Raw genomic sequence first — 18,287 nt, forward strand, 5'->3', positions numbered from 1 at the left:
TGAATAATCAAGTGGTTTTTTCTTTAAGGTATAACAATTAAAAGATAAAAATACTACAGATAAAACTATAGCTCGAACAATAATATTTTTAATTAATATTTTATTTAATTTCATTTAAAATTTATTTGAACTTAAAAATAAAAACAATAATTCAACTGATTATATTTGTTTATCAAAAATGATAATTAAATTTGTAATATAAATTTTAAAAATGAGTTATAAAAAATCAGTATTATGTTTTTTCCACTTCCCTTGTCCTGATGGTGCAACTGCTGCAGTGGCTTTGAAGCATAGATTAATTGAATCAAATTACTTAAATAATGACTTCCAATTTTCATTTTGTCCAATAACACATTATGGATCTTGGGATGATTTACTCCCAATCAATTATGTTGAAAAAAATATTGAACCAAAATATGAGGTTCATGAAATTTTTATTGTAGATATTTGTTTATCAGAAGTTAAACTAAATCAAATTATTAATCAATTAAGATATGAAAGAAAAATTACAACTAAAGATAATCCACCTGTAATTTGTATTGATCATCATAAAACTGCTTTAGAAAAAATTAATGAAATTAGTTTATATTGCAATGAAGTTTTCATTAAAATTGCTCCAGGAATGAGTGGTGCTACTTTAGTTTGGGAATATTGCAATATTAGATTTAATGAAGATAAAGATATTCCTTTAATGTTAAAATATGTTGCTGATCAAGATTTATGGGAATGGGAACTTGAAAATTCAAAAGAAGTAAATGCAACTATTAATTTAAATGAAGATAGAGTTGAAGGTATAGAAAATGAATTTATAGAATCAATTAATAATTCTCAAATTTGGCTAGAAAATTCTACTTTAAAAGGTATCGGAATTAGTGCAATGATTGATTCACAAACAAGAAAAACATTATCTCATACTAAAAGAATTAATTATTTGGATACTCATTTATTAATTACAAACGCAACTTCTTTTGCCTCAGAAACTGGTAATTTATTATGTGAAGAGTTTAACAAAAAACCAAATTGTGTTGCTGTTATATATACAATTTTAGATTCTGGAAGTGTTAGGTGTTCATTTAGATCCATTAGTGGTGGAAATAAGTCTGCAAGAGAAATTGCAGAAATGTTTGGCGGTGGAGGACATGAAAATGCTGCTGGATGTAGATTCAATTCATTTTTAGATTTTGCAAAAGCATTTAATTTAATTGAATACTATAACAATTAAAGATATTTATTTGTAACCAAATTTTTTAAATAATTTAAAAATCAGATGATTCTTTTCAAAAATATAAGATTAATTAGTCCAATTCAAAATTTAGACAGAAGAACTGATATATTAATAGTTGATGGTATTATTTCTAAAATTGAAGATAATATTATACCTGAAGTGAATTCTGAAAGTTTTGACGGTTCAAAATGGATTTGTTCAGTTGGGCTTTACGACATGCATGTGCATCTAAGAGAACCAGGTGGAACACACAAGGAGACAATTGAGACTGGATGTTCAGCTGCATCTAACGGTGGCTTTACTGGTGTTTGTTGTATGCCAAATACTAACCCAACTATTGATTCAGTTGAAGTTGTACATTCTATTCAATTTAAATCTCAGAACTTACCTGTTGATGTACATTGTTCAGCTGCTATTACTAAAAATAGAAAAGGAGAAGAATTATCCAATATTGGTTCTTTGTATGAATCTGGAGTAAGATTGTTTACAGACGATGGTGATTGTCTAAAGTCTCCAGAAGTTATGAGGCGAGCCTTCGAATACTTATCTATGTTTGAAGGAGCAACTTTGAGCCAACATTGCGAAGAAAACAGTATGACGAAAAATTCAATTATGAATGAAGGGTTCAATTCAACTAAACAAGGTTACAAAGGTTACCCATCTGTTGCTGAAGAGATTATTGTAAATAGAGATATTCAAATTTCATCTTTCTGTGATAACGGTAGATATCATGTTCAACATTTAAGTACAAAAGGAACTGTAGATATTGTAAGGAAAGCAAAAGCAAGTGGAGTTAAAAATGTTACTTGTGAAGTTACACCTCATCATTTTGTATTAACTGATGATGCTATTGAGTTGTATGGATCTAATGCTAAAATGAATCCTCCGTTAAGGTTACAATCAGATATTGATGAAGTTATTAATGGTTTAATAGATGGGACTATAGATGTAATTGCTACAGACCATGCACCACATTCTTTTCAAGAAAAGGAGCAAGAAATTAATCAAACACCGAATGGTATTATTGGGCTAGAAACTTCCTTGGGATTAACTCTTACATATCTTGTAAATAAGAATCATATTTCAGTTAATAAAATGATTGAGTTAATGTCTATTAATCCACGAAAAATAATGGGTTTAAAAGATATAAAAATTGATGTTGGTGAGGTAGCTAATTTATCAATTTTTGATCCTATTGAAAATTGGATTGTTGATTCTAAGAAATTTAAAACTAAATCTTTGAACACCCCATTCAATTCATTTGCTCTTAGTGGAAAACCAATTTGTATTATTAATAAAAGTAAAATTGTTTGGTCTGAATTATAAAAAAATCTCCTCAAATATTTTATAGAAGAGATTTTTTTAGATTGAATTAATTTTATTTAAAATACATTTGTAAACTTATTTCTGGTAATGGGAGAATTTGTGAAGTAGATGGGAAATATGTAATAGGTAAGGCAAAAGAAGTTGCAAATCTTTTGTTTAAAAACCATTCATAACCAATCCCCAAACCAATTCTAAATGGATTTGCAATTCTATTACCTGGGTACCCTACTTCATCTGTTGTTGAATTAAAATATGCTAATCCTAAAGTTGCATAATATCTACTATCCTTTTCTCTTATAAAAGAATATTGTCCTTCAGCTCCAAAATTGAAATGAGTCCAATCTCCTAAAGTTATTGCAAAAACACTTGCTCCAATAACAAATCCTTTTTCAGATACAAATCTTCCAGTTAATCCAGTTCCTGACGTTAAGCCAAGTCTAACACCTGCACCAAAGTAATTTCCTCTATAGTAAAAATCATCTGAAGAATCAGCCTTTGATACATTATTTAAATTTGTTTGTGATAGTAAAAAAGATTCAGAAGTCAATAGGATTATAATTGTTAGAATTACTTTATTCATTGTTTATTTATATTTAAATAGATTTAATGATTTTTAATTAGATTACTTGTATAAATTAACTTATTTATTGTACATTTTAGAAATATCATTTCTTAGTGTTTCTCCAATTTTTTTCCCAACCTCTATCCCAGTCATATCAATTATCTTACTTAAATCTTCATCTTTCATTGAATTAAGTTTTACTGCATTCATTACACTTGTTCCAGTTTTTACAACATTTGGAGCTACAATTGCTAACCAAGTATCTGAAATTGTAAAGCTATGAGTTTCATCATCTTCCCAAACAATTGCACCTGTTGACCTATGAATTATCCTAGAATTCCCACATGCATTTGCCGACAAGCCATATTCATTTGATATAATTTGGTACTTTGTTAATTTTGTTTCAACAATATATTCAGGGTTTTCAGACATGTCTTTTACAGGCTTAATATTTAAATAATCTATCATTGCGAATTTCATACCTTGTGATATAAACATTGCAATCGAATCAGGATTAACCACTCTATTTAATTTTTTTTGTGCAAGTTCAGATGCAACTCCGCTTCCAACTGCTGATACAATTTCTACTATTACATTTTTTGATGGACTCGAAACAGAAGAGTAAGCTGACCCGCCTTCTTTTGCTGAAACTCTAAATATAACCGGAGCTCCAGCTATCTTATATTTTGATAAATTATTTGTATGGCTGCAAGAAGTTAATATAATAGTAGAGAATACAAATACAAACAAACCTAAAATTCTTTTTGACATATTTAATAATGAATGATTGTTTAGAATAGAAATTAATCAAGATAATTACAATAGTAATTTATTTTCTATTTTGGTTTAAAATTATTTTTAGAAATTAAACCCAAATTTCTTTTTTTGATGACCTAGTCATTAATTCATAAATTGCTTTTTTAGGGTCTTTATCTTTAAATAATATTTCATAAACTTGATTTGTGATTGGTAGTTCTACTTTATTTTTTTTAGCATACTTAAAAGCAGATTCTGTAGTTGCAATTCCTTCAGCTATCATATTCATTTCTTGAATAATCTGAGATAGTTTTTTACCTTTTCCTATTTGCTCTCCAACAAATCTATTTCTACTATGTTTACTTGTGCAAGTTACAACTAAATCACCCATACCAGCTAAGCCACTAAAAGTATGAGCTTCTGCACCTAAACTTATTCCTAATCTTGTTATCTCAGCTAAACCACGGGTTATCAAAGCTGCTTTAGTATTATCACCATAGCCTACTCCATCAATTATACCAGCACAAACTGCAATAACATTTTTTAATGCTCCACCTAATTCAACTCCAATCAAATCATGACTTTCATAAACCCTTAGGTTTTCATTTGAAAATAATCTTACAATTTTTTTTGCAATATCTTCATTCAAACTTGCAGAAACTAGAGTTGTAGGAATTCCTCGACTCATTTCTTCAGCGTGACTAGGACCTGATAAACAAATAAAATTATTAATATCTATCTGATGAGTTTGTACAAAAATTTCAGATATTCTTAAAAGTGATTCAACTTCAATTCCTTTAGAAGCACTTATCAAAATCTTATTTTTAAACAAATCATCTGGAACATTTGAAAGTGTTGATCTTATAAATTGAGTAGGAATTGCACAAAGAATTATTTTACAATTTAAGGCATAAATCAAATTACCAGTAACATTTAGTTTTTCTGGGAACTTAACTCCAGGTAAATATTTTTTATTTTCCCTATCATCATTCATTAATTCAATCTGATCTTTACTTCTTGACCAAAGGAATGTATCAATATCTTTATTAGCCAAATGAATTGCTAAAGCTGTTCCCCAACTACCATTTCCTATAACACCAACTGTTGTTTTCAAACTAAATTTAAAATTAATAATAATAAAAAAAGGTAGACAAATAGTCTACCCAATTTAATAAAAAAATTAGATATTAATTGACTTATTATACATCTAAATTTTTAACATACTTAGCATTTCTTTCAATAAATTGACGGCGAGGTTCAACAGCATCACCCATCAAAGTTTCAAACCAATGAGCTGCTGCTTGAGCACTTTCAATATTAACTTGTTGTAAAGTTCTTGCTTCAGGATTCATTGTAGTAGCCCAAAGTTGATCTGGATTCATTTCTCCTAAACCTTTAAATCGTGATATTACAATACCATCTCGAGTTCTTCCAATCTCTTCTACACCTTCTTCATTAGAATCTTCATTTTCATTATCTTCAACTTTTACTTTGGTATCTTTCCTAAACAATGCAAGAATTTCATCTCTTTCTTTGTCATCAAAAGCATATCTTTCTTGTTTCCCTTTTTTAATTTTATATAAAGGTGGCATTGCTAAATATATTTTTCCCGCATCTACAATTTCCCTCATATAATTGAAAAATAAAGTCAATAATAAAGTACGAATATGAAGCCCATCAACATCAGCATCTGCCATTATAATAATTTTACCATATCTTACTTTAGTAATATCTAATGTTTCTCCAAAACCCGCACCAATTGCTGTAAAGATATTTCTAATTTCTTCATTCTCTAAGATTCTACTTAATCTAGATTTTTGAACATTAAGAACTTTTCCACGTAGGGGTAAAATTGCTTGTGATCTTCTATCCCTAGCCCCTTTAGCTGAACCACCAGCTGAATCACCTTCAACCAAATAAATTTCACAAAAATCTGGATCTTCAATAGAACAATCAGCCAATTTACCAGGTAATGTTGATGATTCTAAGGCACTTTTCCTTCTAACTAAATCACGAGATTTCCTAGCTGCTTCACGAGCCTCAGCTGCCATAAAAACTTTTTCTATAATTGCTTTCCCTGATTTTGGGTTTTCTTCTAAATATTGATTTAGTTGTTCACTAAAAATTGATCTTACAATTCCCTCAACTTCCCCATTCCCAAGTTTCGTTTTGGTTTGACCTTCAAATTGTGGTTCTGGAACTTTAATTGAAATTACGCAAGTTAAGCCTTCTTTAAAATCATCTCCAGTTAGTGAAAGCTTATCATTTTTTATCAGTTTATTTTTAGTTGCATATGCATTCAAGGTTCTAGTTAATGAAGATCTAAAACCAGATACATGAGTTCCTCCTTCTCTAGTATTAATGTTATTTACATAACTAAATACATTTTCAGAGTAACTACTGTTGTACTGAAAACAGACTTCAACAACTACATTATCTCTTTCACCTGATATTAAAACTGCTTTTGTAATTGCAGTTCTTTGAGTATCAATATAAGCTACAAATCCTATCAAACCATCAACATAATGATATACTTCTTCAAAACCATCTTCCCTTTCATCAGTCATTTTTATACTAACTTTTGGATTAAGAAAAGCAAGTTCTCTCATTCTTTCAGCTAAGATATCCCACTTATAAATATTAGTTTTGAATATAGTTGTATCGGGATAAAATCTTTGTGAAGTACCAGTATCATTTATGTTATCTAATACTCCAATTTGCTTTACATCACCTAAAGGAATTCCACATGAATATTCTTGTTGATATAATTTTCCATCTCTTTTAACTGTGGTAATCATTTTTTCAGATAATGCATTTACACATGAAACACCTACTCCATGCAATCCACCTGAAACCTTATATGAATCCTTATCAAATTTTCCTCCAGCATGAAGTATTGTCATTACTACTTGAAGAGCAGATACTTGCTTTTCAGGATGAATTCCTACTGGAATCCCAGATCCATTATCTGAAACAGAAACTGAATTGTCTTTATGTAAAATAATTTCAATTTTATCACACCTACCAGCCAAAGCTTCATCAATAGAATTATCTACAACTTCATATACTAAATGATGAAGACCACGAGATCCAACATCACCTATATACATTGCTGGTCGTAAACGCACAGCTTCTAACCCTTCAAGTACTTTTATACTCGATTCAGAATAAGAATTAGGTTGTTTGTTTTCAAGAATATCCATATATAATTTTTAAATATTTTATTTAGTTTTTTAAATTCAATCAAAAAAAATTTCTATCTAACAATAATTTCTAAAATAACTTCACTACCAAAATGAATGTTAACTTTTTTTCTAATTTCTTCACTTCTTATTATAATTTCTGTTCTCCAAGTTGAATTCTGAGTTTTTAAAAACATTTTCCCATTTTCAATTTTTTCAACCTCTGTATTCTTAGCTAAAATTTCCCCAACTATTTCTTTCCAATAAAGTGGAACAGATTCTTGAGCAACTTTTTGTTCCAAGTTATTTTTTCTTAACCATTCTTTTATAGCTGATCCAATTGATTCAGTCATACATTTAAATTGTTCTATTTATTTAAATATTTTATAATCTTCAAACAAACTCATTCAAACTAACCTCTCCATTTTTTACATTTATTATCCCTGATTCTATGTTACTATAAAATGGAATATTTTTAATTGAAACAGTTGTAATAAATATTTGTGCTAATGAATGAGTTGCATGAAAAACCTTTTCAGAGCGTTCCTCATCTAATTCACTAAAAATATCATCTAACAATATAATAGGTGTTTCCCCAAGTTTGCTCGATAAGAATCTAAATTCAGCAATTTTCATAGCAGTAATTAAAGTTTTATGTTGACCTTGACTAGCTGAAAGACGAGCTTCTAAGCCATTAATCTTGATCTTCAATTCATCTCTATGAGCTCCAAACAATGTTGCTCCCCTTCTTAATTCTTCTTTTTTAATCTGTTTACTTTTTAACCATAATGCATCACGATAATCATCGATTAATGGTAAAGGTTTGTGAACTGAATTAGGGGAATATTTTAATTCTACAATATCATTATTATTTGATAATTCTAAAACTGTTTTGGTAAAAACAATCTCGAATTCAGCTATAAATAATGCTCTTTCAAACATTAACTTTGCAGATAAATTTATTAGCATCTCGTCGAATGGTTCTAACAAAATATCTGGTATAGTTTTGTTATTTTTAACTGAATCAATTAAAAGAGCATTCCTATGTTTTAATACTCTTCTATAATCAATTAGTGTATCTAAGTAACTTCTTTTAGCTTGTGATATAACAATATCTATAAATCTTCTTCTTTCAGATGGTGCTCCATTAGTGATTATCTTTAAATCTGGAGATAAAACAATTGTTGGAGCAACACCTATAATTGATGCAGCTGAGCTAACTTTTTCACCATCCAACCAAATTGTTTTCCCCTGGGCTGTATCATATAAAACTTCAATTTTTCTTTTAACTCCTAAGTCAGTTTGAAACTCTAATATAGCTTCAATTTTTTTTTCACCACTTCTAATAATATTCTGTTCATATGGATCTGCAAACGATCTGGTGAGTGTACACAATGTAATGGCTTCCAAAATTGAAGTCTTACCTTCTCCATTTAATCCAGTAAAAATATTTACATTATCTACAGGAAAAACTTGTGAAGTATAATGATTTCGAATGTTTGAAAATGCTAAACGAGTAACTCTCATTTAATAAATTTTGAATCAGATAGATAAATGAAAATTAAATTTAAAATGGAATTTTAACAACAATAATTACTAATTATATAAATTAAATAAAAAATATTAACAATTATTTCTTTAGTTATTTAATCTTATAGGCATTAATAACATTAGTATATCTTGACCATTTTGTTCAGTTGGAGCTATTAAAGCAGGACGCAAAGGAGTAGTAAAAGTAAATTCAACATTATTTACATTAACTCTGTCTAATGCATCTTTTACATATTGTGAATTAAAACCAATTTCAATTAACTCATTTGAATAATCACATGTTAATGATTCATTTGCTTCACCACCAGTATCAGAGTCTTCTGCTTTTATGTAAAGGATATTGCTATCAGCTTTAAATCTAACTTGCTTAGTTTGTTGATGAGAATAAATACTAACTCTACGAATTGTTGAAAGTATAGAGTCTCGGTTTATCAGCAATTTCTTGTCTCCATCTGGAGGAATAACACTTGAATAATCAGGATATGTTTCGTCAATTAACCTTGCAATAACAGTTGTTATTCCATCTGAAAATTTAACATGAGTAGAATTTGCATCGATAACTACATTATCAGAAATAAAAGATTTGTTTACAATATTCAATGCTTTTGGAGGAATTATAATATCAGGTGCATTTGAACCTGTTTGAACTTCTTTATCTATAATTCTAACTAATCTGAAACCATCTGTTGCTACTGCACAAATGGAATCCCCCTTAAACTGGAAAAGGACACCAGTCATTGCTGGTCGGAAATCATCAGTTGAACAAGCAAAGGTTGTTTTATCAATAATACTACTTAACTTTTGCATAGGAAACTCTACATTAACATTAGAAACAAATTCTGTTTGTCTTGGAAATTCATCTGAATTTAATCCAGACAATTTATAACTTCCATTTTCAGTTTTGATATTAATTCTATAATTAGAGTTATCAACAGAAATTTCAACTTCTCCCAAATCTAATGCTCTAACTGTATCTATAAACTTTTTTCCAGGAAAAAGTGCAGACCCATCTTCAATTCCTGAAACATCGATTTTAGTTATTGTTGTAATCTCCAAATCAGTTGCAGTTAAACTTAAAGAATTACCAAATAATTCCATTTTTATGTTCTCTAAAATTGTAATTGGAGATCGTTGTGGAATTGCATTAGAAATACGCCCTAATGCACTCTGTAGGTCTTTTATTGATATAGAAAATTTCATTATTTATATTGAATTTATTATTTTATCAAAAATTTAAAGAAGTTTGCAAAGATACGTAAATTGAAGTAATTATTCTTTTTTTAATTGTTTGATTTTAGTTAATTTAAAATTAATTCATTATTAATGAGTTAATTTCTTAATTCAATCAATTTTTGAACACTAAATTAATTTCTCAAAAACTATATTTTTAATAAAATTTTGATTAAACTATTTTATATAACAACAATATTTATGTTGGTTTCTTGTAGTTTTCAGAAAGATTCCGAAGTTAGTAATTACCCAATTGTTAGAATTCAAGATTCAAATTTTTTTAATGGAATAAGTTATGTTGCTCCTGTTGTCAGTTTGAACCAAAATTCATTAATTGATGCAGTTAATATAAATTCAAACTCAGTTTGTTTTATGCCTTTTGCTTATACTAAAGATAATTCTCCTAACCTCAAAAATAACTCATTTTGGCAATGGTATGGTGAAAAACCAGAAGGTATTATTAATTGTATTGATATTGCTCAGAAAATGAATATGAAAATAATGATAAAACCTCAAATATGGATTGGGAATGGCTCATTTACAGGCGAATTTAAATTGATGGATGATAATGATTGGTCATTATTTGAAAAAAATTATTTAGATTATATTCTTATATACGCTAAAATATGTAATGATAAAAAAGTAGATATTTTATGTATTGGAACTGAATTAAAATGTTTTGTAAATAATAGAGTTGAATTTTGGAATAGTTTAATTGATTCTGTTAGAAAAATTTATTCTGGTAAATTAATTTATGCAGCAAATTGGGATGAATCTTTAAAAGTACCATTTTGGAATAAACTAGATTTTATTGGTATTGATGCTTATTATCCATTATCGAAATCTAAAACTCCTGAAGTAAATGAACTTATGAATAACTGGGTTCAATATGAAACCAAAATAGATTCACTTTCAACAAAATTCAACAAGAAAATTATATTTACCGAATATGGTTATAGAAGTATGGATAATAATTGTGATAAACCTTGGCAAATTGAACAAAGTCCGAATGCAAATAATTTCGCTCAAGAAAATGCTTATTTAGCAATTTATAAAACTTTTTGGAAAAAAAAATACTTTGCTGGAGGTTTTATTTGGAAATGGTATGATAATTTAGAACAAAGTGATTTAGATATTAAAACTGATTTTACCCCTCAAAATAAATCTGTAATAAATACAATTAAATCATTCTACAAAAATTAAATTAGTTTTTTTTACAATTTATTTTTCATTTCTAAACAATATAAATATATAAAGATTACCCAACTATCTTTGCAGAATAACTTAAATAATTTGATCATACAAGTTCCGAAAATAATATTATTTACTTTTTCATTTAGCATCATTCTAATTTTAAATCTAACTGTTTCAGATTGTCAAATTATAGATACTACATTGAAAGTTGTAAATACAATGAAGCTGAATAATTCTAATTCACAACAAGATACATCAATAACTCATTCTGCAAAAGATAGTACTATATTTGATATTGCAGAAAAGAAAATGTATCTGTATGGATCTGCTGTGTTTACACGTGGGAAGCAAGTTCTAACTGCAGAATTCATAACTATTGACTTTGGGAACTCAGAGTTATTCGCTGAAGCAAAATTAGATTCCTCAACTAATGAATATATTGGTGTTCCTGTTTTTAAAGATGAATCAAATGAATTTTCATCTATAAAACTTAGCTATAATTTTAAAACTAAAAAAGGAACTTTAGCATCTGCTGAAACTAAATTTGGTGATGGGTTTTATTATGGAGATAAAATTAAAAAAGTGTCTGATGACACTTATTTTGTAAAGAATGCAACATATACAACTTGCGATGCAAAACATCCTCATTATTACTTTTATGCACCTAAAATGAAAGTAATTGCTAATGATAAAGTATTTGCTAACAATTTAGTTTTATTTGTTGCTGATGTCCCAATTTTCGCATTACCTTTTGGTGTTTACTTCCCTAAAACCGGTGGTAAACAATCTGGGATTCTCATACCTACCCCACTATTAGGAGGTTCAAGTAAAGGTGTTGGGCTAGAAAAATTGGGATTTTTTTGGGCGGGAAATGATTATTTCGATGATTTAGTTACAGCAAATATTTATAGTATTGGAGGATATAATATCACAAATTATTTACGGTTCAGGAACAAAAACTGGAAGTTAGATAGATCCGATTTGACATTAACAACGGGCAGATCTAGATATAGTTTAGATGAATCATTTGTAAATAACTTCATTGGTAATTATCAGCATGAACAAAGGTTTGGAAGATATACTAGGATTGGAGGGAACCTTCAATATTCAACTTCTGGAGCTTCAAGAAACACTGCATCAGGAACAAATAGATTAGAAGATGTAAACTCCATAACTCAGCAAGAAATATTATCTGATTTTTCTTTTTCAACATCAGGAAAAAACTGGGCACTTTCAGCTTCATATAGTAATCGATTAAATGATTTTAATTCTACAATTGATGAATCATTCCCTAAATTAAATCTAAATTTATACAACCAAATTTTTTTAAATTTAAATCAGAGCTCTTTTATTAATTATAAAACAAATGAAATTACAAAAAGGCTTCCCTATTTAAGTATTTCATTACCAACATGGAGACCTTTTGAAAATTCATCAAATGATAATGGCTTTTTAAGCAACCTATCAATGTCAATAAGTACTGGATATATAAATGAATATATTAGATCAGGATTTGATTCAATAAAAAAATCTTTTAATATAGATGATTCCAGAAAAGCTGTAACCATTAACCCTTCAATTTCTTTCACTCCAAAAATTGGTTATTTTACAATAGAGCCAAGTTTCAGATATTCAAGTAGTATATTTTTTAGAAAAACTAAAAAAGAATTTTTTATATCAGATTCTACTATTCGAACATCTCAATATGATTCAGCATTTCATTACACTCAAAGTTATAGTGGTAGCATAACAATATCAACTAAAAGATATGGAATTATTCAACCTAGAATTTTTGGAATAAATGCTATTAGGCATACTTACATTCCAAGAATTACTATTTCTTATCAGCCAGATTTTCCACAATATTTTGATTCCCTGTATAATCCAATTTCAAATAGATTTGATTTATATTCAAAATTTGAAACTGATAATTATTTAGGTAACAGTATTTCAAAAGGACAATCGGCGTTGATTACATATAGTTTAAATAATATCTTAGATGCTAAAATTTCTCAAGGAGATACATTAGATGATTATAGAAGACAACTAATGAGTTTGAATATTAATGGAAGTTATAATCCATTAAGTTACGATGGGTTAAAATGGGGAGATATTTTTATTGATGCCTCAACTGACTTAGGAATTATAGGAAGTTTAAGTGGTAATACAAGCTTGTCATTTTATGAAAAAGATTCTTTAGGAAAAAAGATTCCTAGTCTTTTGTTTGATTCAGGTAAATTTCCATTTATAACTGAAAGATCTAGCTTAACTTTTAGTACAAGTTTTGGTAGTAATGGATTAAATGATTTAAGTCAAAAGAAAATTTCAGATTCTTTAAAACCAACTAGAAGCAGAACAAGTTATAAAGATACCCACTTTGATATTGATGAATTTACAGGTGAAATTGTAAATGGTAATCATGATTTTTCAATACCTTGGAGAATAGGATTTACAGGTAGTTATAGCCTTAGCAGATATCTAAATTCAACAGAAAATATATTTTCAATCTTTACAGATTTTTCTTTAACATTAACACCAACATTACGTTTATCTGCAAACGGTAGTTACGATTTCAGGCAAGGTGAGTTTTTAATTCCAAACATTAACATTACTAAAGATTTGCACTGTTGGGAAATGCAATTGAATTATATACCTACTGGATTTTTATCGGGTATTTATTTTAAAATTGGACTAAAAGCACCTTCTTTAAAGGATATAAAATATGAGTATCGAGGGTATTAAAGTTGAATATTAAGATTTGAAATTTCATTGCATTAAATAAAAAGCATTATTGACATTTAATGTTCAATAATGCTTTTTAATATTAGAACTTTATCTTAATTAACTGATATTTAAATTTTAGAATATCAATTATATCTTTTTCTTTTTGTATTCCATTACGAAATTAAAATTAGGATATTCTTTTGGTAACTTCATTAATCTGTAAACCATAACTCCAATTGACATTCTATCAAACCAACTACTTTGAGGCCAACCAAAGTGGAAAGTTATATTATAACCAGTCATTTCATATTTTAGTAATTCAATAATTTCTTTAATCGCTTCAGGTAAAGGAGTTTGTTCTAGTGAAATAACAAAATGACCAGGACCAATAGCAACAGGTGCATTCTGCCTTGGATTATAGAATGTTATATAAGCATGACTATGATTAATTTCAAGTTCTTCTTGTGGTCTTGAAAAGTGAACATGAACATCATCTCCTTCATATTCTGCTAAATGTAAAATTGCGTCCATTGGTGAAGCAGTTAATTTTCTTTGTTCAATTTCTGGTTCTCTTTTACGAGCATATTTTAAACCAATTATTAAACAAAATCCTGTGAAAATAGCCCACATTCCAAACCCAACTGGCTTTGTTGTTGACAGATAAATCAAACAACCTAACAACAATAAGAATAACATTAAAGTTCCAAACCTTGAAGTATTATACTTCTCAGCTTCAACCACTTTTCCATCTCCATCAGTTAAATTAGTTCCCTCTTTAAATCTATAATAAAGTAAACATCCCATATTAATTACAAAACTTGCTACCAAACCAACAGCATACATTTCTGCTAACATCTTCTGAGAACCACCTGTTATAACAATTACAATCGTATATAAAGTTGCATTTAGTATATGTACTCGATACAATGAGCCTCGTTTATTTAAATCAACTATCCAATGGAAACCATATCTATGTGCAACTCTTTCAATTAGCTCAGCGGAAGCTACGTAAGCAGTATTCAAAGCCATTGTTAATGTAAAACTTGCTAATGCACCAACTGCAACTCCAAACCATGGTCCATTTAAGTAACCAGCAAAATGTGTTATTAAATCTGTTGAATTTTTACTAACATCAATACCAGGATTAGATAATACTAAAGCAGAAATTAATGGAGTAACTAATCCAACTGTTAAACCTAAAAATAAGTAAGCTTTTTTAATCTCTTTCCAAGACTTTAATAATCCAGCAGTTTGAATAACAGATTCTACACCAGAATAAGCTAGAATACAACTAGAAACACCAACAATTACAAACATCATACTTTTAAGAATTCCACTAAATCCATTCTCAATAATCTGCTTTGGAGCTTCAATAAATCCATGACCCATTGTTTTCCAACCTTCAATTGGCATATCTATAATACCACTTGCTAAAAGGGTTAGTAGTAAAATTGAAGCAGCCACAAATATTGCAAATGTAAATTTAGCACTCTCTTTAATTCCGGAAATATTTAATGCACATACCGACCAAACTATAAAAAATTCAAATCCAAAAGATGCAATTTTACTATCAATTCCTGGTATTATTGAAAAAGCATTATTCACTGCAGAAACAGTAGAAATACTAGCTGTAAGTATATAATCTACAAATATAGATGATACTGCAATGAAAGACATTATAGGTCCCATAACAATATAACTGAAGGAATAAACCCCTCCACCTTTTATACCTTTTACTTCTAAAATCCTAGCTATCTCTGTCATCCTTGTAGTTAACAGCCTTACAACTAATGAAGTAAAAGCAATAAAGAATATCGTGTACTCAGCCATTGAATGATGGTTAAGCAACTCATGTGCTTCTGCAGGAGCATAGAAAATGGATGTCAATTCATCCATTAAAGTAATTGTGGCAACTGCTAACCAAGACAAATACCATTTCCCATTTTCAAATGAAGAAAGTAAATTCTTTTTTCTCCATAAATAAATAAATAAAATAACAAGCCCTAAATTTAGTACAACTAGTATTGGTAATTTTAACTCCATTTAGAAATAATATTAATGAAATAAAATAAATAGTAAATTTTAGAAGTCCTTTCTTAATTTTGAAAACATTTTATCTTCAAACATAAAACATTTCAAATTAATACAACAATATGTTAAACTTCGATTTAAATGAAACACAAATAATGATTCGTGATACAGCACGAGATTTTGCAAAAAATGAAGTAGAGCCAACATCAATTGAAAGGGATATAAAAGGTGAATTTGCTCATGATGCAATTAGAAAACTTGGTGAACTTGGATTTTTAGGAATGATGGTTTCTCCTGAATGGGGTGGTTCTGGATTAGATACTTTAAGTTATGTAATTGCAATGGAGGAAATTTCTAAAATTGATGCTTCAGTTGGTGTAGTTATGTCTGTGAATAATTCATTAGTATGTTGGGCACTTGAGACTTACGGAACTGAATTCCAAAAAGAAAAATTTTTAAAACCATTAGCAAGTGGTGAATGCATTGGTGCGTATGCTTTATCTGAGCCTGAGGCTGGTAGTGATGCCAGAAATCAAAATACAATGGCAACAAAAAACTCTGATGGAACTTGGACATTGAATGGAATAAAAAATTGGATAACAAATGGAACAACTGCAAAATATTATTTAGTTTATGCACAAACTGATAAAGAGAAAGCTCATAAGGGAATAAGTTGTTTTATACTTGAAAAAGATATGCCTGGATTCACTAACGGTATTAAAGAAGATAAACTTGGAATTAGATCTAGCGATACTTGCTCTCTTCAATTTCAAGATGTAATAATTCCTGCTGAATATATGTTAGGTGATGAGGGTAGAGGTTTTAACTTAGCAATGGAGACATTAAATGGTGGTAGAATTGGTATTGCTGCTCAGGCTTTAGGAATTGCTCAAGGAGCTTTTGAAGCTGCTGTTAATTATTCTAAAGAACGTAAAGCTCAAGGCAAACCTTTACATGAGTTTCAAGCAATTCAATTTAAATTAGCAGATATGGCTACAAAAATTTCTGCTGCAAGAGCTTTAGTTCATCAAGCTGCAAGTTTGAAAGACAAACATTTACCATTTATTAAGGAAGCTTCTATGGCTAAACTATTTGCATCTAAAATTGCAGTTGAAGTAACTTTAGAAGCTATTCAAGTGCATGGAGGGTATGGATATGTTAGAGAATATAAAGTTGAAAGATATTTACGTGATGCTAAAATTACAGAAATATATGAAGGTACTTCAGAAATTCAACATATCGTTATTGCTAGACAATTAATAAAAGAGAGTGAGTAATTAGCAAAATTTTCAGTTAGTAATTTAATAAGTATTAAAAAAAAACACCATTAATTAATTTATTTACTTATGGTGTTTTTTTGTGGGATTAACAAGACTCGAACTTGTGACCTCTTCCATGTCAAGGAAGCGCGCTAACCAACTGTGCCATAACCCCAGTAATTATTATTTTGATAAATCTTTCATAATAGAATATTTTTCAATCAGTCAATTTGAATTTATTTTTTAACTCTTTAAATTTAATTGGAACAGTACCTATTTGTTCACAAACAATACCAGCAGAATAATTAGATAAAGTAACTGCTTGAGTCATACTTGCTCCTGCAGCAATACTTACAGCTAATGTTGCAATAACTGTATCTCCTGCACCAGAAACATCAGCCACTTGAATTGCGTTAGTAGGAATATGCATAATTTCTTTATCCTGTTCGGATATTAACATCCCCTCTCCACTTAAAGTAATTACTACAAATTTACTATTAATTTTTGAAAGCAAATTTTTAGAAGCTTCATTCAATTTATCCATACTATCTAATTTAACTCCCAATCCTTCTTCAGCTTCTTTCCTGTTAGGTTTAAAAATTGTGCAATATTTATATTCAAAAAAATTATCCTTTTTTGGATCAACTAATATTGGGATTTTTTTTCTATTAGAAATTTTAATTATTGACTCAATCAAAGATTTTTGTAAAACACCTTTATTGTAATCTTGAAGAATAACTGCATCAATATTATCAGAAATTAAATTAAACTTTTCAACTATTTGATTTAAAGAATTTTCTGATAAATGCTTTTTACTTTCTCTATCAAACCTTACCACATGCTGGCTCCCAGCAATTATTCTTGTTTTAACTGTGGTTGGTCTGTTGGTATCAATTATTAATCCTAATGTATTAATTTCTAGTTTGTTAAGTAAAGCAACCAAATGCTCTCCATTTTTATCATTGCCAATTACCCCAAATAAAAATGCTTTTCCACCTAATGTTGCTATGTTGTAACCAACATTTGCTGCGCCACCTGGATGTTCAGATTCATCAATTACATCCACAATTGGCACTGGAGCTTCAGGTGAGATTCTATTAACTGTGCCTCTAATAAAATAATCTAACATTACATCACCAATAACTGCAATCCTTTTACCTTTAAAATTATCTAAAATATTTAATATTTCAACTCCGTTGTTCATATAAAGTAAATTCTAAAAATGTGAAAATAATTAAACGAGATAA

The 18,287-nt window shown here is 28.8% G+C and carries 14 protein-coding genes and 1 tRNA gene; 5 read left to right on the plus strand and 10 right to left on the minus strand.

What is annotated here, in order from left to right; genetic code table 11:
* Positions 1-211: 211 nt before the first annotated feature.
* Positions 212-1,222, plus strand: a complete 1,011-nt coding sequence (locus tag IPP08_07945; protein ID QQS65707.1) for a hypothetical protein — start codon at positions 212-214, stop codon at positions 1,220-1,222.
* A gap of 45 nt (positions 1,223-1,267) precedes the next feature.
* A complete protein-coding gene (locus IPP08_07950; GenBank protein QQS65708.1) occupies positions 1,268-2,551 on the plus strand; it encodes a dihydroorotase in 1,284 nt (427 codons plus the stop codon).
* Between the two features lie 52 nt (positions 2,552-2,603).
* Here the strand turns inward: IPP08_07950 and IPP08_07955 are convergent, their stop codons facing one another.
* The 7 genes from IPP08_07955 to dnaN form a co-directional block, all read right to left on the minus strand.
* A complete protein-coding gene (locus tag IPP08_07955; protein QQS65709.1) occupies positions 2,604-3,131 on the minus strand; it encodes a hypothetical protein in 528 nt (175 codons plus the stop codon).
* 60 nt (positions 3,132-3,191) lie between these two features.
* The gene (locus IPP08_07960; GenBank protein ID QQS65710.1) at positions 3,192-3,884 is read right to left on the minus strand and encodes a hypothetical protein; all 693 of its coding nucleotides are present in this window, start codon (positions 3,882-3,884) and stop codon (positions 3,192-3,194) included.
* A 94-nt stretch (positions 3,885-3,978) separates the two neighbouring features.
* Positions 3,979-4,983 carry an NAD(P)H-dependent glycerol-3-phosphate dehydrogenase gene (locus IPP08_07965; GenBank protein QQS65711.1) on the minus strand — a complete coding sequence of 335 codons (1,005 nt, stop codon included), beginning with the start codon at positions 4,981-4,983 and terminating at the stop codon, positions 3,979-3,981.
* Between the two features lie 85 nt (positions 4,984-5,068).
* Positions 5,069-7,072: a DNA topoisomerase (ATP-hydrolyzing) subunit B gene (gyrB, locus tag IPP08_07970; protein ID QQS65712.1), complete on the minus strand. Its 2,004-nt coding sequence runs from the start codon at positions 7,070-7,072 to the stop codon at positions 5,069-5,071.
* Positions 7,073-7,125: 53 nt separating this feature from the next.
* Complete coding sequence (locus tag IPP08_07975) at positions 7,126-7,404, minus strand: DUF721 domain-containing protein (protein ID QQS65713.1); 279 nt, start codon at positions 7,402-7,404, stop codon at positions 7,126-7,128.
* A gap of 40 nt (positions 7,405-7,444) precedes the next feature.
* Complete coding sequence (gene recF / locus IPP08_07980; GenBank protein QQS65714.1) at positions 7,445-8,578, minus strand: DNA replication and repair protein RecF; 1,134 nt, start codon at positions 8,576-8,578, stop codon at positions 7,445-7,447.
* A 111-nt stretch (positions 8,579-8,689) separates the two neighbouring features.
* Positions 8,690-9,802: a DNA polymerase III subunit beta gene (gene dnaN / locus IPP08_07985; GenBank protein QQS65715.1), complete on the minus strand. Its 1,113-nt coding sequence runs from the start codon at positions 9,800-9,802 to the stop codon at positions 8,690-8,692.
* Positions 9,803-10,033: 231 nt separating this feature from the next.
* Here dnaN and IPP08_07990 point away from each other — a divergent pair, with 231 nt between their 5' ends.
* A complete protein-coding gene (locus IPP08_07990) occupies positions 10,034-11,035 on the plus strand; it encodes a glycoside hydrolase (GenBank protein ID QQS65716.1) in 1,002 nt (333 codons plus the stop codon).
* 210 nt (positions 11,036-11,245) lie between these two features.
* On the plus strand, positions 11,246-13,768 hold the full coding sequence (locus tag IPP08_07995) for an LPS-assembly protein LptD (protein QQS65717.1): 2,523 nt from the start codon (positions 11,246-11,248) through the stop codon (positions 13,766-13,768).
* 129 nt (positions 13,769-13,897) lie between these two features.
* Here the strand turns inward: IPP08_07995 and IPP08_08000 are convergent, their stop codons facing one another.
* The gene (locus IPP08_08000) at positions 13,898-15,793 is read right to left on the minus strand and encodes an APC family permease (GenBank protein QQS65718.1); all 1,896 of its coding nucleotides are present in this window, start codon (positions 15,791-15,793) and stop codon (positions 13,898-13,900) included.
* A gap of 110 nt (positions 15,794-15,903) precedes the next feature.
* Here IPP08_08000 and IPP08_08005 point away from each other — a divergent pair, with 110 nt between their 5' ends.
* Positions 15,904-17,058, plus strand: coding sequence for an acyl-CoA dehydrogenase (locus IPP08_08005; GenBank protein ID QQS65719.1), 1,155 nt, complete (start codon positions 15,904-15,906; stop codon positions 17,056-17,058).
* A gap of 83 nt (positions 17,059-17,141) precedes the next feature.
* On the opposite strand, the gene IPP08_08010 is transcribed toward IPP08_08005, so the two are convergent.
* A tRNA-Val gene (locus IPP08_08010) sits at positions 17,142-17,215 on the minus strand.
* A gap of 42 nt (positions 17,216-17,257) precedes the next feature.
* Entirely contained in the window at positions 17,258-18,244 is a 987-nt protein-coding gene (rfaE1, locus tag IPP08_08015; GenBank protein ID QQS65720.1) for a D-glycero-beta-D-manno-heptose-7-phosphate kinase, read from the minus strand.
* Between the last annotated feature and the right edge of the window lie 43 nt (positions 18,245-18,287).

It is taken from the genome of Chlorobiota bacterium (assembly GCA_016700335.1).
In the GTDB taxonomy this organism is placed as follows: Bacteria; Bacteroidota; Ignavibacteria; order OLB7; family OLB7.